Annotated in this window: 22 protein-coding genes and 2 tRNA genes; 8 read left to right on the top strand and 16 right to left on the bottom strand. The window is 38.8% G+C overall.

Features of this window, described 5'->3' with window-relative positions; translation table 11 throughout:
• Positions 1 to 121: 121 nt before the first annotated feature.
• Together argS and PL11_RS08380 are read right to left on the bottom strand one after the other, a co-directional pair.
• On the bottom strand, positions 122 to 1,813 hold the full coding sequence (argS, locus tag PL11_RS08385; RefSeq protein WP_035167374.1) for an arginine--tRNA ligase: 1,692 nt from the start codon (positions 1,811 to 1,813) through the stop codon (positions 122 to 124).
• Positions 1,814 to 2,099: 286 nt separating this feature from the next.
• A tRNA-Gly gene (locus PL11_RS08380) sits at positions 2,100 to 2,170 on the bottom strand.
• A gap of 113 nt (positions 2,171 to 2,283) precedes the next feature.
• On the opposite strand from PL11_RS08380, the gene PL11_RS08375 reads away from it, so the two are divergent.
• Complete coding sequence (locus PL11_RS08375; RefSeq protein ID WP_035167375.1) at positions 2,284 to 2,622, top strand: DUF1516 family protein; 339 nt, start codon at positions 2,284 to 2,286, stop codon at positions 2,620 to 2,622.
• On the opposite strand, the gene PL11_RS08370 is transcribed toward PL11_RS08375, so the two are convergent.
• The 4 genes from PL11_RS08370 to asnB are packed head-to-tail and all read right to left on the bottom strand — an operon-like array spanning position 2,612 to position 8,035.
• Positions 2,612 to 3,325, bottom strand: coding sequence for an aspartate/glutamate racemase family protein (locus tag PL11_RS08370; protein ID WP_035167376.1), 714 nt, complete (start codon positions 3,323 to 3,325; stop codon positions 2,612 to 2,614). The genes PL11_RS08375 and PL11_RS08370 overlap by 11 nt on opposite strands.
• Before the next feature lie 18 nt (positions 3,326 to 3,343).
• Positions 3,344 to 4,594: a carboxylate--amine ligase gene (locus tag PL11_RS08365; RefSeq protein WP_035167377.1), complete on the bottom strand. Its 1,251-nt coding sequence runs from the start codon at positions 4,592 to 4,594 to the stop codon at positions 3,344 to 3,346.
• 2 nt (positions 4,595 to 4,596) lie between these two features.
• A complete protein-coding gene (locus PL11_RS08360) occupies positions 4,597 to 6,120 on the bottom strand; it encodes a UDP-N-acetylmuramoyl-L-alanyl-D-glutamate--2,6-diaminopimelate ligase (RefSeq protein WP_035167683.1) in 1,524 nt (507 codons plus the stop codon).
• Positions 6,121 to 6,154: 34 nt separating this feature from the next.
• Positions 6,155 to 8,035, bottom strand: a complete 1,881-nt coding sequence (gene asnB / locus PL11_RS08355; RefSeq protein ID WP_035167378.1) for an asparagine synthase (glutamine-hydrolyzing) — start codon at positions 8,033 to 8,035, stop codon at positions 6,155 to 6,157.
• A gap of 199 nt (positions 8,036 to 8,234) precedes the next feature.
• On the opposite strand from asnB, the gene PL11_RS08350 reads away from it, so the two are divergent.
• Positions 8,235 to 8,471, top strand: coding sequence for a hypothetical protein (locus PL11_RS08350; protein ID WP_035167379.1), 237 nt, complete (start codon positions 8,235 to 8,237; stop codon positions 8,469 to 8,471).
• Positions 8,472 to 8,939: 468 nt separating this feature from the next.
• On the opposite strand, the gene PL11_RS08345 is transcribed toward PL11_RS08350, so the two are convergent.
• The gene (locus PL11_RS08345) at positions 8,940 to 9,386 is read right to left on the bottom strand and encodes a universal stress protein (protein WP_035167380.1); all 447 of its coding nucleotides are present in this window, start codon (positions 9,384 to 9,386) and stop codon (positions 8,940 to 8,942) included.
• A gap of 218 nt (positions 9,387 to 9,604) precedes the next feature.
• On the opposite strand from PL11_RS08345, the gene PL11_RS08340 reads away from it, so the two are divergent.
• From PL11_RS08340 to PL11_RS08335, 3 genes are read left to right on the top strand one after another with little or no spacing between them, the layout of a single operon-like run.
• A complete protein-coding gene (locus PL11_RS08340; RefSeq protein WP_035167381.1) occupies positions 9,605 to 9,790 on the top strand; it encodes a hypothetical protein in 186 nt (61 codons plus the stop codon).
• Between the two features lie 43 nt (positions 9,791 to 9,833).
• Positions 9,834 to 9,965, top strand: coding sequence for a hypothetical protein (locus PL11_RS10460; RefSeq protein ID WP_257787904.1), 132 nt, complete (start codon positions 9,834 to 9,836; stop codon positions 9,963 to 9,965).
• Positions 9,965 to 10,210, top strand: coding sequence for a GlsB/YeaQ/YmgE family stress response membrane protein (locus PL11_RS08335; protein WP_035167382.1), 246 nt, complete (start codon positions 9,965 to 9,967; stop codon positions 10,208 to 10,210). Before PL11_RS10460 ends, PL11_RS08335 begins: the two co-directional genes overlap by 1 nt.
• A 125-nt stretch (positions 10,211 to 10,335) precedes the next feature.
• Here the strand turns inward: PL11_RS08335 and PL11_RS08330 are convergent, their stop codons facing one another.
• On the bottom strand, positions 10,336 to 10,779 hold the full coding sequence (locus PL11_RS08330) for a MarR family winged helix-turn-helix transcriptional regulator (RefSeq protein ID WP_035167384.1): 444 nt from the start codon (positions 10,777 to 10,779) through the stop codon (positions 10,336 to 10,338).
• A 111-nt stretch (positions 10,780 to 10,890) separates the two neighbouring features.
• Here PL11_RS08330 and PL11_RS08325 point away from each other — a divergent pair, with 111 nt between their 5' ends.
• From PL11_RS08325 to PL11_RS08315, 3 genes are all read left to right on the top strand, one after another.
• A complete protein-coding gene (locus tag PL11_RS08325; RefSeq protein ID WP_035167385.1) occupies positions 10,891 to 11,589 on the top strand; it encodes a DUF2238 domain-containing protein in 699 nt (232 codons plus the stop codon).
• Between the two features lie 21 nt (positions 11,590 to 11,610).
• Positions 11,611 to 11,694: transfer RNA gene (locus PL11_RS08320), tRNA-Leu, on the top strand.
• Positions 11,695 to 12,034: 340 nt separating this feature from the next.
• Positions 12,035 to 12,517: a hypothetical protein gene (locus PL11_RS08315; protein WP_237047488.1), complete on the top strand. Its 483-nt coding sequence runs from the start codon at positions 12,035 to 12,037 to the stop codon at positions 12,515 to 12,517.
• A gap of 162 nt (positions 12,518 to 12,679) precedes the next feature.
• On the opposite strand, the gene PL11_RS08310 is transcribed toward PL11_RS08315, so the two are convergent.
• The 8 genes from PL11_RS08310 to PL11_RS08275 form a co-directional block, all read right to left on the bottom strand.
• On the bottom strand, positions 12,680 to 13,666 hold the full coding sequence (locus tag PL11_RS08310) for a DUF1002 domain-containing protein (RefSeq protein WP_052127788.1): 987 nt from the start codon (positions 13,664 to 13,666) through the stop codon (positions 12,680 to 12,682).
• A gap of 102 nt (positions 13,667 to 13,768) precedes the next feature.
• Complete coding sequence (locus PL11_RS08305) at positions 13,769 to 14,524, bottom strand: serine hydrolase (RefSeq protein ID WP_035167386.1); 756 nt, start codon at positions 14,522 to 14,524, stop codon at positions 13,769 to 13,771.
• Positions 14,524 to 15,408 carry a C40 family peptidase gene (locus PL11_RS08300; RefSeq protein ID WP_035167387.1) on the bottom strand — a complete coding sequence of 295 codons (885 nt, stop codon included), beginning with the start codon at positions 15,406 to 15,408 and terminating at the stop codon, positions 14,524 to 14,526. Before PL11_RS08300 ends, PL11_RS08305 begins: the two co-directional genes overlap by 1 nt.
• A gap of 124 nt (positions 15,409 to 15,532) precedes the next feature.
• Positions 15,533 to 16,603, bottom strand: coding sequence for a dipeptide epimerase (locus PL11_RS08295; protein ID WP_035167390.1), 1,071 nt, complete (start codon positions 16,601 to 16,603; stop codon positions 15,533 to 15,535).
• Between the two features lie 9 nt (positions 16,604 to 16,612).
• Positions 16,613 to 18,238, bottom strand: coding sequence for a peptide ABC transporter substrate-binding protein (locus PL11_RS08290; RefSeq protein WP_035167391.1), 1,626 nt, complete (start codon positions 18,236 to 18,238; stop codon positions 16,613 to 16,615).
• Positions 18,239 to 18,332: 94 nt separating this feature from the next.
• Positions 18,333 to 18,878 (bottom strand): C39 family peptidase, encoded by a 546-nt coding sequence (locus PL11_RS08285; protein ID WP_035167392.1) that lies wholly within the window; start codon positions 18,876 to 18,878, stop codon positions 18,333 to 18,335.
• Complete coding sequence (locus PL11_RS08280; protein WP_035167395.1) at positions 18,878 to 19,984, bottom strand: DmpA family aminopeptidase; 1,107 nt, start codon at positions 19,982 to 19,984, stop codon at positions 18,878 to 18,880. Before PL11_RS08280 ends, PL11_RS08285 begins: the two co-directional genes overlap by 1 nt.
• A 110-nt stretch (positions 19,985 to 20,094) precedes the next feature.
• Positions 20,095 to 20,802 carry a CPBP family intramembrane glutamic endopeptidase gene (locus tag PL11_RS08275; protein WP_035167396.1) on the bottom strand — a complete coding sequence of 236 codons (708 nt, stop codon included), beginning with the start codon at positions 20,800 to 20,802 and terminating at the stop codon, positions 20,095 to 20,097.
• Positions 20,803 to 20,805 lie beyond the last annotated feature (3 nt).

The raw sequence follows: 20,805 nt of genomic DNA, 5'->3' as shown, positions 1-20,805 counted from the left end.
AGAAAACTTAAATTACCCTTTAACAAATTTAAAATAACTTTTAGCAAATAAAAAGCTCCCTGATATCACTGATCAATATCACGGAGCTTATTTATATAGTTAGTTACGGAAAAGTTCCGAATTACATTTCGTCTGGTGCCTTAACCCCTAATAAGTTTAGTGATTCCTTAAGCACAATGGAAACTGCCTTAACTAATGAAAGCCTTGATGCTAAGCCTTCATCGTCACCCAAAATTGTTGAGTGTGCATAGTACTTGTTGAACGCTTTTGCCAATCTCAATGAGTACTTAGCAATTTCTGAAGGTTCAAAGTCAGCGCATGCACTCTTTACAACTTCTGGGAAGTCTTGAAGAGTTCTAATTGTATCCCAAGCATTTTCGTCGGTGATTGACTTATCAGCAGCGTGAAGGTCAATGTTGCCGGCTTTCTTTAGAATACTTTCTGCACGAGCATGAGAATATTGAACGTAAGGCCCAGTTTCTCCTTCAAATCTCAATTGATCTTCAAGAACAAAATCAATATTATTAGTTCTTTCATTCTTTAAATCACCAAAGATAATGGCACCAACACCAACTTCTTTAGCAACTTCTTCCTTGTTAGGTAAGTCTGGATTCTTAGTTTCAATTTGCTTTTTGGCAAGTTCAATTGCATCATCAAGAACTTCGTCAAGTAAGATAATTCTTCCTGAACGAGTTGACAACTTCTTACCATTAACAGTGATTAAACCAAATGGAATATGATGTAAGTTTTCAGCTGACTTCAATCCCATTTCAAGTAAAACAGCTTTTAATTGTTGGAAATAGTATGTTTGTTCAGATCCAACAACGTAAAGATTAAGTGCTGGCTTGTATGTTTGGTCACGGTAAATAGCAGTAGCAATATCACGAGTGATGTACAAAGTGGCACCATCACTCTTCAAAATCAAAGCAGGGTTCAAGTCATATTTATCAAGCTTAACAACTTGAGCACCTTGTGATTCTTCAAGAAGACCTTTTTCTTTCAAAATGTCAATTCCGGCTTGCATCTTATCGTTATAAAATGCTTCACCATTGTATGTGTCAAAGGTAACGCCTAATTTGTCATAGATCTTGTTGAAGGCCTTCAGCGATTCATCACGGAACCATTGCCATAAGAAAGTTGCCTCTTCATCGCCATCCTCAAGCTTTTTGAACCATTCACGAGCTTCGTCATCAAGTTCTGGATGTTCTTTGTCTTCTTGATGGAATTTAACGTAGTACTTAACCAAGTTGTTAATAGGATCAGCCTTTACGTCGTCTTCGTTACCCCATTTTTTATAGGCAACGATCAATTTACCAAACTGAGTACCCCAGTCACCCAAGTGATTGTCTTTGATTGGATGGTAACCATTTTTAACCAAGATTTTAGCAATTGAGTTACCAATAACTGTAGAACGCAAGTGACCCATTGAAATTGGCTTGGCGATGTTAGGTGATGACATATCGATTGGGACATTACCACCCTTACCTAAATCATTTTGACCATATGCAGCTCCTTCTTCAAGAACGTTAGTGATTACTTCGTTACTCATGTGACCTTTATCCAAGAAGAAGTTGATGTAAGCACCTTTGGCCTCTACCTTTTCATATGATGCAGTATTGATCTTTGAAACCAACTCTTCAGCAATCATATTTGGTGCCTTGTGCATTACTTTGGCTAAAGTAAATGCAGGGAATGCTAGGTCACCCATTGATAAATCCTTAGGTGTTTCCAATTTTTGATAAACATCTGCTGATGTTAATTCATCGTTCAATGCTTCCAAAAGTGAGTTTGTAACTTGCGCTTTATAATCCATTAGACTACCTCCAAAATTTTGTATAAAAAAAGTCCCTTGCAAAACATAGTTGCAAGAGACGAGTAAACCCGCGGTACCACTCTAGTTGATTTTAAAAATCCGCTCAATTATTAAACTAAAAAATTCTAAAGAGCGCGCTTCACTAGTGATACTGCCCGGCTCCCATCGCCCCGAACTTGCTTGAAGTATGATACCTAGTTACTCTTCTCTTATTGTTGAATTGTAAATAACATTCAAATGATAACCAATGAAACCCATGTCTGTCAATACATTAATTTCAGACACAAGCGGGTAACGGGAATCGGACCCGCGACACAAGCTTGGGAAGCTTGGATTTTACCACTAAACTATACCCGCAACACTCTTTATAGTATAGCACCAGTCCACTAACTTTTCTATTGTAGATTGCTTGTTAATTGCATTTTATTCAAAAATAACCAATACTATATTCGTAAGGGAGGGATGGCCAATTGTGGATCGCCATTAACTATATTTGTTGGGTAGGACTGATATTTGCCGTTCTATTTGCAATCACCAGAACAACAAAAAAGAGAGTAATCCAGTCAATGATGTACTCGAGATTATTCTACTGGGGAATTATGATTTCGCAGGTCGTGATTGATATTCGCTCCTTCGAACGCCACCCCGTATTCATTATCATTTCTGCAATTTTAACTCTGATTGCCATCGCCCTTTCAGAGACTATAATCGGTCGTAAGCAGGATGGAATTTTAAAAATAAAAACGACGGCCACTTTTGTCGTGGTCGCCGTCATCGCAATCTTATTACAGTCAGCCGTTAACTTTTAGGCTGGCTTTTTCTTGCGTATTCAATTGTTTTATCAGCTAAAACTGTCTGAGCATCGATCACAGGGTAATTGTGGTCACTGGCCCGCTCTTCTGCAACTGACAATTCGGTACAGCCTAAAATGACAACATCACTGTGAAGTTCATCAACCATTTCGCCTAAAATTCTGTGATAGAGTTCTGGATCGACATGGTTTTTTTGTTTGATATTGTCGTAAATTAGTTCCATTGTCTCATCGGCAATTTTTTCAGTTGGCTTAACCAGCTCATAGCCAGCATCAAGAATCTCTTTATCATAAATTCCGTCATGCAGAGTACCGCGGGTTGCGATTAAGCCGATTCGTTTAGCCTTAGGAAAATTAGTTTTGATTTGCTGAACTGTCAGTCTAGGCATGTGCAAAATTGGAATGTCGGTCAATGCTTGAAGATCATCATAAAAATAATGGGCGGTATTACATGGGATGGAGAAAAAATCAGGCTCTAATTTCGCTTGAGTCAAGATGTCATCCTTCAACGGAATAAATGGATTAGGCTTGCTATGGTCCAAGATATAATCCGTCCGGTCAGGAATTGTCGCATGGTTAACCAAAATATAGTTAAGGTAATCCTGATCTTTCTGGGCATCAGTCTTATCATTCAAAATATGAATGAAAGTTTCTGTGGCCTCCGTCCCCATTCCGCCAATAATTGAGAAAAAGTGATTCATAATTGCATCCCCTATTTGCTATTTAGCAGTGAAATACTTCTTAAAGTTCTTTGCGTAATTATGCATCATCCACTTATACAGTGCAAATCGCTTCGGACTCTTATCACGATCGTACCAGAAGGTGTCCCCATAACGACCTTCTTTTAATAACTGGACGGCATGTTCCTTAACATCATTTTCCTTGGCATATTTCTTGAAAATTTTTGGAGTTACTCCTAACCAAAGGAAGTACCTGCTAGAATCTTGGTTGGCAAAGAAAGTGTCTTTGTCCTTCAATGAGTCAAATGCGTAGTCTTGAACAACCCAATCAGCTAATTTATAGCCATTCAAAGTAACGAAGAAACTACTCCGGCCAGTTCTTAAATTGATTTCAAACAATTTGTAAGAATTATCACGGGTATCGTACTTCAAATCAAAGTTAGCATATCCTGTGAATTCGATTTTTTCTAGGAAGTCCTTTACCTTATTGTAAATATCCTGATTAAACTCAGGAATGATGGCAACATAATTACCAATTGCTGATGGTGCTGGATCCTCTAATAATGGGTGACCTAAACACATAAATTTAACTTTATGATTCTTGTCTACATATACGTTTAGAACCCGCATATTGCTGTCATCGCCTGGAATAAAGTCTTGTAAAATCAAGTCAGAAGTATAGCCATTATCATAAATTTTACCAACTATATCGTAAAACTCTGCTTCTGACTTAATAATAAATGCCTTTTTCCGACCCTCAAAGTGAATGTCTAACCATTCAACACTGTTGGCCGGCTTCAGTGCAACTGGATAATCGAAGGGTTGAGCAACTTTCTCTCCAGATTCATATTCGGCTTTGGTGATAATTTTAGTTTTTGGGTATGGCAAGTCATACTTGTCACACATCTTATAAAAGTTCTCTTTATCGTTTAACTGTTTGATTAGGTCATAGTCAATGTATGGGCAGACGAATACGTCTTCTAACTCTGACTTGTGCTTAGAAATCAATTCGGCATAACCGTCACCACAGCCAATTAAAATAACTGGTTCTTCATGATCAGCATAACGTTCCTTGATTTTCATCATTTCGTTGATCCATACTGGGTCTTCTGAAAAGCCATCAATCAACTCCAAATCAACAATCTTAGCAAATCTAGTTGGTGCTAACTGTGCTTGAGCAAATGCTTTTACAGGTTGACCATAAATTTCATACAAACTTCTTGCCATTCCGTATGCATTGAAGTCACTACCTAACAAAACTGGCGTGAACTTGGTTTGATTTTCTTGCATCCTTATACCCCCTTAGTATATTCAGCAACGATTTGTGCATCCCCAGCATAAGGGGTATCCACACCGTTCACCTTTTGGTAAGGGTCTCTACCCTTACCAGCAATCAAAACAACGTCACCTGATTGGCTAGATTCAATTGCTTGTTTAATTGCAGTTTCACGATTTTCAATGTACTTTACTTGAACAGAATCATTATTGATGTTGTCAGCAATCGTATCAGCAATATCCTTAGGCTGTTCATATCCTGGATCATCTGCCGTCAGAATAGCAATATCAGCTGATTGGCCAATTGCCTTTCCCAGTCCGGGACGACGATCGATTCCCTTATCACCAGCACTACCTGTAACTACAATAACCTTTCCATGCGGATTTTGTGATTTCAAAAACGAAAGAACAGAATCCATGCTGGCATAGTTATGAGCGTAATCAACATAAACAGTTCCGTGACTTTGCGTGTTAAAATGTTCCATTCTGCCTGGAATAACAATTCTAGCCAATCCTGCCTTGATGTTGTCTTGCTGAGCGCCAACTAATGCTGAAGCAATTGCCGAGGCAACTGCGTTTGACTCGTTGTAATCACCTGGTAACCCAATTTCGTAGTCACCGTCAATTCCAAGCTGTTGTCCCTTTTCACTTATTGCCTTGAGAGAAATTCGGTTGGATTCCAATGAGTCAGCTAAAGACCTATATTCAAAGTCAATTGGATATTCTTTAGAATTTTCACTTTCTGCCTTTGCAAATAAATAAATGTTTTCTGGCTCGGTAGTGGCCTTTGCAGTCATATATGTATCAAGCAGATGGGAACCATCTGCATTAATAACTACCGAGTTAGAATTAACCAACAACTGTTCTTTACAGTGTAGGTAATCTGCAAAAGTTGGATGCTCGTTTCTTCCAATATGATCTGGAGAGATATTTAGAAAAATTCCCACATCATACTTTAAGCCGTATACCCGATTCTTTTTATAAGCTTGCGATGAAACCTCCATCACTAAATGATCTAACTTGTTATTAACAACCCGATTCATATTAGTAAACAAGTCAAGAGATTCTGGTGTAGTTAAGCTAGATTTAAATTCATCGTCAGCACCAGTGCCAACGATTGTATCAATCGTCGAAAATAAGCCAACCTTGTATTGATGATCAAGGATATTTTTTGTGAAGTAAGCAGACGTTGTTTTCCCCTTAGTACCTGTGTATGCAATGGTCGTGAGTTTATTTTGTGGAAAGCCAAAAAATGCCGCACTTAAGAGCGACATTGTTTTTTGGACATTATTCACGATAATTGCGGGTAGTTCAACATCGGCATATTCAACCTCAGAAACATAGGTAGTTGCCCCTTTATCCTTCGCACTGCTTAGGTATTCCGGCTTGAAATTTCCCTTACAGAAAAATAAGAAACCGTCTTGAACTGCACGAGAATCATATGTGATTCCAGCATAGTCAGCATTTAAGTCTAAGTTGTGTGAAGTCTTTACGAGCAAATCATGTTCAGAGAGTAATTTAAATATTTCACCATTTGTCATGTTTGCCAACTGCTGTACCCTCCGTTAAAAGTTATTAAATCTGCGTTCTTCTTACGAGTTCAACAGTCTTTTCACTCGTGTCTTCTGGGAAGTAGATTTGATACCAAAGAATAAATGTGTAAACTGTGAAGAGCTTTTGCATGTTTGATTTACCACCCGCATGCTCTTCCAATAATCTGTCCAGTTCTGCAACGTTAAAATACTTTTGGGCAGTATCTGAATGGAAAGCTGAAACAATTCTTTCATGATACTTAGGATCATTGATCCAGCTAGCAATTGGTGATGGGAAGCCAAGCTTTTCTTTCAAGGCGTTTTCCTTAGGCATGTGGCGTTCTGCCGCAGTTCTAAGAGAAATTTTTGTTTCCTCAGGTGTGATTCTAGTATTAACTGGCATAGTTGATGCAAATGCTGCAACTTCCTTATCAACCAACGGAACCCGAACCTCTAGGGAGTTTGCCATACTCATTCGGTCAGCTTTATGAAGGATATCGTATGGTAACCAAGTGTTGATATCAAAGTACTGCATTTGGGTCATTTCGTCTTTACCCTTAACATCATCAAAGATGTGCTTGGTATATGCACCTGAATCAGTGTTGATGCTTGGATCTTTCAATACCCGATTTCTGTCATCGTAGTTGTAAACGTAGTTAACTCGGTAATAACGTTCACTAAGTGGTTGTGCCCCACGAATCAAGAAACGCTTGCCATGAAATCTAGGCAACTTACGAGCAACCGATGCTAATCCCTTACGAACAAATCCGGGGACAAACTTTTGATATCTTTCGAAAGGAATTGCTTCAAGATAAGTGTTGTATCCTCCAAAGAATTCATCGGCACCTTCACCAGAAAGAGCAACTTTAACGCTTTCTGATGTGCGTTTAGTCAAGTAGTACAACTGAACAGCTGCTGGGTTTGAAAGGGGTTCATCCATGTAATACATCATAGTTGGTAGGATATCGAAGTAATCGTCACCATCCATGTAAATTGGCGTATTCTTTTGTTTGATTGCCTTAGCAAACTCCGTTGACCAGCCCAATTCACTGTATTTAGAATGATGGAAACCAATCGAGAATGATTGGATCGGCTTTAATTTAGCAGCCTCATTCAACACATAGCTTGAATCAATTCCACTAGACAAGAAACTACCAACTTCAACATCGGCAATCATATGTGCCTTAACTGAATCGTCTACAAGTTTCTCAATCTTCTTTGAGTCTTCCTCAACTGTTTGAGTATTGTCAATGTGATCATAATTAAATTTAAAGTAACGGTGAGTTTCAGTCTTACCATCTTTATGAAGGAAGTATTGGCCAGGAAGTAGTTTATAAACATTTTTGAACATGGTTTCTCTTGATGGAATAAATTCAAAACTCAAATGGATAGGCAATAAATCGACATTCAATTGCTTATTAAAGTTTGGGTGTTCCAAAAATGCCTTGATTTCTGAAGCCCATAAAAATGCCTTGCCATCATCATAGTAATAAAGTGGCTTAATACCAAAATGATCCCTGGCACCAAATACTTCGTTAGTCTTGCTATCGTAAATTACGAAAGCAAACATTCCACGTAGTTTTTGTAACAAATCAGGACCCCAAGCATCATAACCATGAATCAAAACTTCTGAGTCCACATCAGTTTTAAATTCATATCCAAGGTCTTGAAGTTCTTTTCTAATATCTTTGTAGTTGTAAATTTCACCGTTAAAAGTGAGGACTTTTGAGCCGTCACCGTTTTTCATTGGTTGACCGCCATGGGCTAAATCAATGATTGAGAGACGTCTGAATCCCATTGAAACATTTTCATCACTAAAGTATGCTTCGTCATCAGGGCCACGGTGTTTAATCCGATCGGCCATATTGTTAATCGTGTCGGTTGGGACATCCTTTTGGTTTACAAAACCAACAAATCCACACATAAGTCTTTCCCCTTTTTCTCTTTACATTAAATCCAAAAACATAACGATATTATTTTAGCAGATAAGGCGTCTTCCTACCAGTACCATAACGTTTTCTTAACAAGTCATAGGCTTACCAATCTTTTTAGACGTGATGTTTTCTTTTCTTAATTAACTAGATTATACTTAAATTAAGATAAATGGGAAGGGAATGGTATGCATGGACGAAATCGTATTTTTTAATCCAGGAGATTCAATTGGCAAATTTCACGACCACAACGAGGCCGTGAAAACAGCACAAATATACAAGGAAAAGGAAGAACAAAATAAGAACGTCTTGGTTGTCCATGGACCAGATAATGAAACATTCGATATCTTCCTCGAAGACGACAAGATTTCACACGACAATGAAAATGATACCTTAACTAAACCTTACAAGGTTTCAGATAAGGTTTAGAAAAGGCTTGTTAACCCGTGGGAACCACACAAGAAAAGATCTACGATGACTTCCATCGTAGATCTTTTTTGGTTTTAGTAATGATCACCAATAGTTGCTGCAGGACAGTGCTATGTGTGACAGTAAGCATCAGGAGTGAATCCTGCTGTTCGCAGAATTCACATACTGATGCTCTTGTCGGGGCACTACGACTGAATCGAAGATTCATGTAGTGCTCCCATCCTTGTGGGGGCACTGCGACGGAATCATAGATTCCTGCAGTGCTCATCACAGTCTCTGTCACGACTGACCGTCGCTACTCGCAACGCTCAGTATGTGTCATCGTTGTGGGGGCACTGCGACGGAATCATAGATTCCTGCAGGCTCATCACAGTCTCTGTCACGACTGACCGTCGCTACTCGCAACGCTCAGTATGTGTCATCGTTGTGGGGGCACTGCGACGGAATCATAGATTCCTGCAGTGCTCCCTATCCCACTACCATCACAGTAGTGTCTGAATTTCTAACCACATAGGCTGTTGTCGACCCCACAATCACCCTACTCAAAGCATCTACTCCGGATTTACCCATCACAAGCAAATCGTATCCCTTTTCCTTACCATAGGACTCAACAATCACTCTCTTAGGGATTCCCTCTTCTACCTTAACTTCCACATCAATACCATGTTGATCACAATAAGCCTTAGCATTATCAAGTACATCTTGAGCAGCTTTTCTTTGTGTGCTTCTAAAATCCGTTGGAATCATTGAAGTCCCTACGGTAGATGTATTTCCCATGTAATAATAACTAGTTTCATTCACTACAGAAACCAAAGTCAACTTAGCATCTGACGACTTCGCAATATCTACCGCCTGTGCCAGTGCATCCTTTGAATTGTCACTTCCATCTAAAGTTACTGCAATATTTTTAAACATTTTAACAACCTCCTTAGATATAAAAACATCCAAAACCTTTACACTTTTATAATGATATTTTGACTTTATAAATGCAAATATAATGTTTTTAAAACTTTAAAACGGTTACATTTTTAATCTCGAGTCATTTTATTTAATAAACATGCACTGCTTTGCTACAATAATCACTAGAGCATGAATTTATGCTCTTAAAGATATCTTTATGGAAGGAATTTGGTATGAACAAAGACGAAATCATGGACAAGTTAAAGGGATTAGTTGGCGACGGTAAAATGGACGACGCTAAACAATTCCTAGAAGATCACAAGGATGACCTTGGTGACTACTACGACAAAGCAAAAGATATGCTTGGTGGTGGTGCAGAAGGCATCATGGACAAAATTAAGGGCATTTTCGGCAAATAATAAAAAACAATACTTACCGTTATACTGTTAGGAGGCCTAACAAATGAAAAAAAATAGTTTGTGGTCGAAGATTTCTTTATTGATTGGTCTCGGTCAACTAATCCTTTCACTAGTTTCCCTACTCAAACAGTATCGAAATAGCAAAAATGGACCGACAAACAAGGAGGGACATTAATGCACTGGATATGGGTATTAATCGTTGGTGCTGTAATTGGAGCGATTGCTGGTGCAATTACTGGCCGTGGCAAGTCCATGGGTTGCATCACCAACATTATTGCAGGTCTGATTGGTTCTTCATTAGGAGAAGCAATTCTCGGTGATTGGGGTCCACAAGTGGCTGAAATGGCAATCGTACCATCAATTATTGGTGCGGTAGTCTTGGTACTAGTGGTTTCATTCTTCATCGGAAAAAAAGATTAACAAAAAAGCCGTGATAATTTCATTTTGAAATTACCATGGCATTTTTTTAACCAGATAGTTATTAGACAGCTTAACAGTTTGTAAAAATTGAGACGGAATCATAGATTCCTGTAACGCTTTGCCCACTACCCTTCAAACTTATCAAGTTTTTTTTCAACAGAAGCAACATTATCAAAACATTCATTTTTTTCTGTTTCTGTTAGACCTAACGTGTCGATACAGCCAGAAACGTGTTTGTAAACATCGTCTCTTTTAACATTGGCCATATCCGTCAAGTTAACGGTCACAGATCTCTCGTCGCTTTCACTACGTTCACGAGTAATCCAACCGTTATTTTCAAGTCGCTTTAAAAGTGGAGTTAACGTTCCACTATCAAGGTGGAGGTAATTACCTAATTCCTTAACTGACAGTGGTGCATACTCCCAAAGGGTTAACATTGCAATGTACTGTGGGTAAGTTAACTTATAAGGTTTTAAAGCAATCTGATAGAAATGGTTGAATTTTTTGTTTGCGGTATATAGTTGGAAACATAATTGGTCTTCCAACAAGACTGGTTTTACATTTGACATGGTTTCAACCCCGTTCATTGTATTATAATGATATTGTAAATTACTTTTGGTTAAAAACCAAATGAAATGGGAAACAATTTAACTTTACACAACTAAATATGGGGGAAATTTATGAAAATTTCTAAATTGCGTTTCAGTTCTTGGCTAGCAATTATCAATGTTATTGCAATGCTTGGATACATAGGATATTTCGGATATTTGCTATATCAAGGTAAACCTAAATTTACGGGACAAAAATTGTTGTTGATTGAAGTTGCTGCAGGAATCATTTTGGTCGCTCTCCCGTTTATAATTGAAAAAATTGGTCAATTTTATTTTCCACAGATTGAATTGATTTTTTATTTTATTTTTTTGTTTCTTTCGATTTTCCTAGGATCTGGCTTACAGATGTACGGTGTTCCGCATTGGGACAAGTATGAACATGTTCTCGCCGGCATGATGCTCGCTGGACTTGGGTATCCAATTTTTAATAGTTTAGTCAATGTGCGGTCTAGCTCCAGAATTCATCCTGGTTTGATGAGCCTGTTTGCCTTCACCTTTGGAATTACCTGTGGAGTATTCTGGGAGTTCTACGAATTTACCGCTGACTCATTGGCTGGTCTTAACCTGCAACGGTATGAAGCGGCCGGTAAAATGCTTGTTGGTCGAGCTGCATTAATGGATACTATGGGTGATTTGTTGGCTGATGTGATTGGAGCACTGATCATGGCATTGATTGGTTATCTAATGATGAGACAAAACCCAAACACAAGCGACTATTTAATTTTTAAGTCAAAACGAAACCGGTACTTTTCAATGTTGCGTTTTTAGTGTAAAATTAAGCCTGTTGTTGCCCCGATGGCGGAACTGGCAGACGCGCAGCGTTCAGGTCGCTGTTTGAGAAATCAAGTACAGGTTCGAATCCTGCTCGGGGCATAAATAGTTTCAGAGAGTTTTTAAAGGCACCGGTTTAGCTCATTTAGAGTTAAATCGGTGTTTTTTTCATGGAATTACAGAAAATTGCCACAAAGATGACAATTATTAGGCACTTAGTAGTTATCCCCATAAAATCTGACTTTGCTGTTCAATTATGAGTTATAAGCAATTATTTTTATTCGTAATGCAAAAAATAAATTGACTTTTTTGGAAATGCAATGATAAACTATTTCAGTATTTTACTACGTATAATTGTTCAGCGTAAAGCACACACTAAAGGTGTCTTTGCGCTTTTTTTACGCAAAGATGCAGAAAAGGAATGATTGATTTGGATTTTTACATGAAGTTACCACGCAATAGGAAAGAATTTAGTTTGTTCATATTTATTGTTTCAGTTCTTTCCGTCAATATTATTGCACCGCTTATTTCTTGCTTTGAAATGGGCTTTAGCTTTGAAACATGGAAACAAACTTTGGGGATATTACCTTTTATGTGGGTTGTTGTTGTTTTGCTAGTTTTGCTGACTAACTCATTAGCTTCAAAGGTAACGGGCATCTTAATTTCTGAAGAGGACAGTTTTAGCGCACACATGATTATCAATACTTTAGTAAACGTGATGATGATGTCCATTGTTTTGTCTGTAGTTGGTGTCTGGATTGGAACCAAAACGATTTCATGGTTTCCAATTGAACACTTCTTCTACAAATGGCCCCGTAACTTTACAATTTCATTTTTAGTAGAGGCTTGCATAGCTCAACCTTTTGCTAGGCTAATTATTCTGAAAAAGCACCAGGTTCAAGATAGACAATTAAACGTACACTAGTCCCTATTGAATTGTTTAATTATGTCACCCGGGTTTTCCCAAAAAAGCACCTAAGTAAGTTCCGTATCCCAATTGTAACGGACAAAAATGGTTGATATAAAAACAAATTAAATCAAAAAATGCAACGATTTCAAGAAATTGAAATCGTTGCGTTTTTAATTTTTATCCAAATAAATTACTAAAGAAATCTACAATTGCTTGCCACAGTTTTGCTAAAAATCCCTCTGCCTTCTTGGCATCATCGCTATTGGCGAAATCTTTTAATCCAGCCATCTTGTCACCAATCGAGTTTGCTAAGTCATTAGCCATCCCTTTGGCATTTTCAATGTACGTATTAGATTGCGAAATTGGCGCCTTTTGAACATTACTTAAAGCAATCACAATGTTATTGATTGTTGTTTGTGGTGTATTATCAGAGATTCCTTGATTCTCAAGTGCATCTTGTAACATTTGCTGAATATCGTCCTTGGTTGCTAGCTGATCTTCCTTTTGACGCTGTTTAGCTAAGTCAGAAGATACTTGCCCAATTGCCGCCATCAACTTACCGGGATAGCTCTTATCATCACTATTTTGATTGATTGCAGGCTGTGTTGCATCAAGAACTCCATTTGCAGCTTGAGTGTTTTGTTGGTTCAGAGTGATTCCGTCATTTGCTAATGCTTTATAAACCCCTGTTAAGGCAGATTCGCCAGACACTGACTTATCGGCAGTCACAGTAATAATCACATCACTTACTCCAGCCATCGTTGCAACCATTGCATACTGTTGCGAAGTTACTTGAGTGATGTTGTTTTGACCATTATAGGGCTCAATATTTACCTTAACTCCGGTTCCGGGGTCTGCAGGCGCTAGGGAAACACAACTAATCATACTAGCATCACTGGTACCGGCAGAGTTAATGTAAGTTGCATAATCAGATCCATTGACAGTCAATGATTGGTAGTTTGATTTAACTCCTAGGGTACTGTCAATTTGATTTTTATCTTCAGAAGCTAGTCCTGATCCATAAACTACATAAGGTTTAGAAAGTGCTTTAGTTTGAACGTTTCCATCAGCATTAGCATTCGTCATCCCAATAAAGATAAAGCCGAACAATGCAGCTATTAGTAGCAAGCCATATTTAATTTTTGACTGAATTTGTGTTTTCATAGTGAGCTCCCCAAATATTTATTTGCGACTAAAGTTTACCATCAAAAAAGCCAATTCTTATAAGAATTGGCTTTACTTAAACGTTTTTCAACATAAAATTAATCATTTATTTAACATTGCATCTGCAACAAGTTGACCAACATGATTAAATAGCTGCAAGGCAGTAGTCCGATCACTAAACTCACTAGTCAGCAGTGCAACAACAGCAGTGTCGGTACCAACGCTAAATCTAGCAATATCATGGTCAACTCTAGGACCTTCACCAGTTTTATTTGCCACCTGAATATCAATGCCTAACTCATCAAAAGTACCAGGTAACTTATAACGAAACTGCTGGTTCAAAAACCAATTCTGAGTTGTCTTCCCTCTTTTAAAGGCTGAATTAAACAATCGAATTGCTTCACCAGCACTGATAAGGTTTTCGTTACCTACCTGTGTAGCCTCTGAATCCATCATGTAACGGTTCATCTGCGTCAATTGATAGCCGTTATCAGTTAGCCATAAGTTAACTACACCCAAACCGCCTAGCCGATGGACTATTACGTTGGTGGCTGAATTATCAGAAACACTGATCATCAAATTCATGAGTTGCCCCAGTGAAAGTGATTGTGGTTTTATCAACGACAGCACACCCGAACCGCCAACCAAGTCAGCTGTATCTATGGCAACGATTTCCGACAAATCAAGATGATTATCAAAAACTGCATTGAGTACCGCCAACTTAATTAAAGAAGCTGATTTCATCCGCTCATTTTCATTGACACTAAGAACTAACTGCCCATTATGCTTAATGACAATCGCTGCATTGCCTTGAAAGTTCGCAATCAACTCCTTGATTGCTGAAATTTCCTTTACCATTAATGCCAATACCTTCTAAACCCAGCAAACTCTTCAGCAAATTTGGGTTCAGTTAATTCAGCGATATCAACAGTCTTCCCCAAAGTCCGAGACTCAATCATCTTGCCGTTACCAATATACATACCAACGTGGTGTACGTACCCAGTTCCGTGATCGTAAGCAAAAAATACTAAATCTCCTGGCAGTACATTTTCTGGTGAAATTGGGGTACCGTTTGCTTGCTGATCATCGGCATCTCTAGGAATTAAAATCCCTAGCAACCTATGCAAACTATAAACTAAGCCCGAGCAGTCAAACCCATAAGACGAAATTCCAGCCCAAATGTAGCGTAGACCTAAAAATTGATTGGCAAGTTCAACCATAATTTGCCCTGTGTTGTCAGCAGATACTGGAATTACAGTGGCTTCTACCTTAATAAAAGCTGAGCCTAATGGTGTATTTACCTCAATCCACTCACCATCACGATTAGTTTCTTCAAGAAACGTTCCCTGACTTAATTCCATGATTTTTTGCTTATTTGCATCATACAAGTCCGCAAATTTAGTAGCAATTCTCACCTGGGCAGTAGTAGTACTACTCTGAGTTTCACTAATTAATGCACTGGGTACCCATCCAGGATAACCACGCTTATCTGAATCGTCACTTTGGGTTGGAATGACAACCTTAGACCAGTCACCCTCTTCTCTATCAACAATAACCTCATCGTTGAATAACGCTTGGGTGACAACTCGATCACTATCTCCTAAATCGATTGTTTCCTCATCGGACATCTGTTCAGCCCAGGTTTTAGTATCCCCCTTCAATGCGGGTTCATCTACCGGTCTAAAAGATGTCTTTGATGTCCAGATTGTTGCCACAGGCACGTTAATTCTCATAGTTTTCAATCTGCCACCCCTCCTTTTCTTCCAATATATTAACACGTTTTTGCTAATTATAAGTAATTAACTACCGAATACTGTCACAAAAAACGGAGCATGGATAAACCATACTCCGCCTTTTCCTATAAAACTAAAATCCTAGTCCTGGCTTATTTAATAATTCGATCCGATTTTCATCATTAACGTAACCACCAGAAACCGGGTTTTCAGAAAACATCAGTGCAGCATCCAAGTCAACATACTGAATGTTTTCCTTTGCAGCTGCAAGATGAGCGGCAGCGGCGACCGAAACTGACGACTCAATCATACTACCTACCATACATTTAATTCCTGCTGCTTCGGCAAGCGTATTGATTTTTAGTGCGTTATCGATTCCACCGGCCTTCATCAGTTTAAGATTGATCAAGTCACAACCGTGCATCTGAATTAATCTCAAAGCATCTTCAACTGAGAAAATACTTTCATCAGCCAATATTAGGGTGTCAACGTTTTGGGTAACGAATTTCATCCCGGCAAAATCATTTGCCCTAACCGGTTGCTCTACCAACTCAATGTCGAGACCTGCCCGTTCCATTCTGTGAATAGCAGCAACTGCCTGTTTGGGGTGCCACCCCTGATTAGCATCTAGCCGGATTTTAACTTTGCTCCCCACAGCATTTCTGATGGCGGCAACTTTATCAAAATCCGCTTTTTCGCTATCAGCACCAACTTTGAGTTTTAATGTGTCAAATCCATCTTCAACCAACTGTTTTGCCTGATTAATCATATCATTGGTATCACCAACACTAACAGTGTAGTCAGTAATTACTTCATTATCTGAACCACCTAGCAACACATACAAAGGCACCTGATACCTCTGAGCAATCAAATCATTCAGGGCGATATTCACAGCAGCTTTGGGACTAGAATTATGAATCATTGAATCATCTATGGCGGACTTGATTACATCGGGTTGATCTAAAGACATGCCAATAATTTTTGGGGCAATCACATCTTCAATCGCGCTCACAATGCTTTTAGTCGTATCACCACTCACTACCGCATTAGGTGCAGCCTCTCCGTGACCAACTCTACCTTGAGAATCCCTCATCTTTAAAATGACAGTTTCCGCAGTAGTGACCTTTCTTAGAGCAGTTACAAATGGGCGCTTTAGTGGAACGTCAACGACCTGAGTAGTTATACTTTCAATCACTAAACTCAAAACGGCCTCCTATTTAACGTAAGCTTCTTTGTAGTTGTAGTTAGCACCGGCAGTATTGTACACAATACCCTTGATGTTACTATTGATTAGCCATTTTTCACCTGATTGATAAAGCGGCACAATTGCTTGTTCTTTGAGTGCCAAGTTTTGGGCATCGACCATGTCTTGCCAACGGGCTTCTGGTTTACTACCATCGACGCCATTGGTTTTATCAATCAATGAATCGTATTGCTTATTTGACCACTTAGAAATATTACTTGGGTTCTTTGAGGTCAAAATGTTCAAGAAGGTTACGGGGTCTGAGAAGTCAGCAAACCAATTAGCAACAGTTACTTGGAAATCTTGGTCAGCTTGACGACTAAGGACGGTTTGGCCAGGAATGTTATTCAAAGAAACCTTGACCTGTGGCAATGTTTTTTCAATTGCACTTTGCAAGTACTCACTAAGTTGCTTCTGATCGTAAGTATCCACGTTTAACAAAGTAAATTTAAGTTGTTTTTTGCCAACTTCTTTCATACCTTGTTTAAATAGTTTCCGAGCTTCTGCCTGATTATATTTCATTGAAGCTGGCGCAGTTACATCTTTAGTAAAGTCGGTCTTTGATTTAGGTGAAACAGCTAGTCCCTTTGAAACAAAACTATCAGTTTCTACAGCACCACCACCGACAACTTTGTTAGCTAAAGTGTCGCGATTGATTGCCATTGAAATAGCTTGTCTGATTTTCTTGTTCTTAAATGCCTTAATCTTTTGGTTAAAGGCAATATAGTACGATGATGATTGCTTTCTAGAAACCATGTTTGGCTTGTTACCCATTTGTTTTGCTTGAGTAGCAGAAAGTTGAGCCATATCAAGCTTCTTTTGGTTATAAAGATTTAGGCCAGTAGATGGATCTTTGACTACGTTAAACTTAATGCTGTTTAACTTGACCTTGCCTTTGTCCCAGTAATCTTTATTCTTTTTGAGTGTCCAACTTAAATTAGTACCATTCCAACCACTAAGAGTAAACGGTCCGTTATAAACCATAGTCTTAGCGGTAGTTCCATACTTGCTAACATACTTAGCAACGGCTTTAGAATCTTGTGGGAAAAATACAGGGAATCCTAATAGCAACTTGAAGTAAGGAATTTTTTGTTCCAAATTAACCACTAACTTATACTTGCCTTCAGCTTTAACCCCGAGAGTTGAAGGAGCGGCTTTTTTGTTTTGAATCTTATCGGCGTTCTTAATTCCTGAGAATAAATATCCGTATTGAGAAGCAGTTTTAGGGTCAAGAGTTCTGCGCCAGGAATATACAAAGTCCTGAGCAGTAACCGGATCACCGTTACTCCACTTAGCATTCTTTCTAAGATTGAACGTGTAAGTCTTACCATCATTTGACACTTTACTATCAGTGGCAATTCCAGGTTGAACTTCACTGTTCTTACCAAGTCTAAATAGCCCTTCATCAACGTTATTCAAAACGTTAAATGCTGAAATTGACGTGGTTTTTGACAAATCAATCGTCGACAACTCGGTATCAGTTGATGTCGTGATTGACTGCTTCTTTGAGCTGGTAGCAGAATTACCACAGCCAACTAAAATTAAAGACACCGTTGCGAAAACTGATGCCATTGTCACTCTATGAGATAAACCCATAAAACTTCACTCCCCAAATTTAAATTAATAACCTGTATTACATTCTAATTTAGCATAAATATTAGAGAGTTGCATTCTGTTTTTAATTTGTTTTTCATTTTAGTAAAGCCAAGGCCATATTTCTGGATAAATAAATTTTTTCAAATTTACTTTTATCAAGATAGTATTTGCCATCAATCGGGTCACTAAGGTGCACTTGAGTTGCATTCACCCCATCCACCAAAACCGCATGGTTATTAATAGCAACGTCACCAAACGGGTAAGTTTCAATTTCCGGCTTTTCAAAGTGAACCGTGACATAAGTCACCACAGGATTACCGGCCTCAACGGATTGGTAAATCGGTTCAACACCAGAATCACTTAAATCTTCGTACGTGGTGTAGTTAGCAGCCCAATCCGCTAAGGGTTTAACAAATATCGCCTCAAACTTACCAGCCTGATTTTTATAGGGTGAACCGCCAAACCCATAATTTGGATTACCACCTTCATCAATTGGCATTTGTTTTAAAAACTCGCCATAATTTACGTTAGTTAGTTTACCAAGACAGTGTAATCCCTCTAATAAGCTAGCAGCTTCACAACCGTTGATTGCTCCCCATGCATATTGATCAATGTTAGGAGCATTCAATAATTCAACCATTACTCTACCCCCAATAGATCAAGTGCGTCTTTTACCATTTCCGCATACTCTGGCTGTTCGGCTGACAGTTTATGACAAGCATCGACTAAGCCTAAGCGATTTCTTCCCTTACGATCCACAACTGATTCAGCGTGAACCATCGAACTTAAAATTGACTCATCAACACTAGCAGCCACTGCTCTGAAGAACTTGTCGATGTGATTGTCATTAAAACGGGTTACGGTATCGAGGTCGCTTTTGGCAAAGTGACTAACTCTATTTTGAGTTGAAAAAGCAAATACAATTTCCCCACTACCGTTACCGATATATCCTCCTGAACGATTGATCCCCACAGTTGCCCGTTTGGCTAGCCGTTTCAGTTGGCGAGAATTAAGCGGGGCATCAGTGGCAATGATGGTAATGATTGATCCCTTTTCTTCTTTTTCTTTATCCGCTTTTATCATTTCAGAAAGCGGCTTACCAATTGGCAATCCATTGACGATAAAATCTTGAAGATATCCGTAATTAGTCATAGTTAATGTTCCAACTGTATAAGAGTGCTCTTCATCAACTTCAACAATTCGTGATGATGAACCAATCCCGCCCTTCAAGTCGTAACACATCATCCCTCGACCTGCACCAACTGCACCTTCTTCAAACTCTTCGCCAACATTGGCAAATGCTTGCTCAACGTCAGATTCAGTAAGGCGCATGGCCCGAATATCAGAAACATCGCCATCATTACATTCCGCTACCACCGGATTAACGGTACTAGTGCTGTCGCCAATTTCTGGGTTTTCTGCTAACATTCTTCGGGTCAGTGAGTTTACAGCTGTTCCAACTGCAAATGTATTTGTCAAAACGATTGGGGTCTCTAACGTCCCCAATTCGTCGATTTGTACTAGGCCAACACTCTTTCCAAAACCATTGAGGACACAAGTTCCAGCGGGGAGCTTTTCTCGAAAAAGGTTCCCCGTTACGGGAATAATTGCAGTTACTCCAGAGTGAACTTTCCCATCATCAACTGTCACTTGGCCCACTTTTACACCGGGGACGTCAGTAATTAAATTCCGTTGACCCTTATTTCCAGCCGATAAATCATTAAATAAATTCTTTGATAACCCCATGTTGTCACCATCCTAGTTTTTGTTATGTATTAACTAAATACTGCCCGAATCAATGTTTCTAGTCAAACAAAAAAACGAACGGCTAGCTACAATAGCCAACACGTTCGATGTTAATGATTACCAAACATTAAAAACAACATTCCCGCCATTGCGTACAGGTTGTTTAAAAAATGCAGTCCGATTGATACCTTAATATTTTTGGTACTGTTATAAACATAAGCCAAAACAGCCCCCATTGAAGCATAAGTTAAAAAGCTAATTACGTTAGTATCCTCCATATGGGGAATTGCAAATAAAACTGCACTCACAATTACGGGCAACACCCTTGCGCTTTGTTTAAAAAAGGCACTAATCACGAATCCCCGAAAGACAAGTTCTTCCAAGATTGGTGATAAAAATACCGACGAGATTGACAGCAAAATCAACGATAGCTTGTTGGAACCCAAAAGTTCACCCACCAACTGGTTATTAGATGTCTGTTGGACACCGTAAACTTTTTGGTTGAGAATTCCTAGCCCAATTTCGATTACCATCATTACAACAAATCCAAGCAAAATCAACTTAACGTCGTTCCACCTCAACGATTTTAGTTTAACTTGGCCGTACCGTTGGTAAAAATAGTATGCTAAGCCAATGAATCCGATAAATAAAACTAAATAGACGATTCCTGTACCGATTGCTAAAGCATCGACTTTAGGTGCTTTAGCAATTAACCCAAGCGGAATTTGCACGAATAGCACCAACACCACTAGTAATATAAAAATCCCAATTCTTTCGAAGTAATCTCCGGCCTGGAGCTTGTGCTCATTTGAGTTCATGTT

The sequence above is a fragment of the Lentilactobacillus curieae genome, from assembly GCF_000785105.2.
Lineage (GTDB): Bacteria > Bacillota > Bacilli > Lactobacillales > Lactobacillaceae > Lentilactobacillus > Lentilactobacillus curieae.
This window is presented reverse-complemented; position numbering and strand designations above follow the sequence as displayed.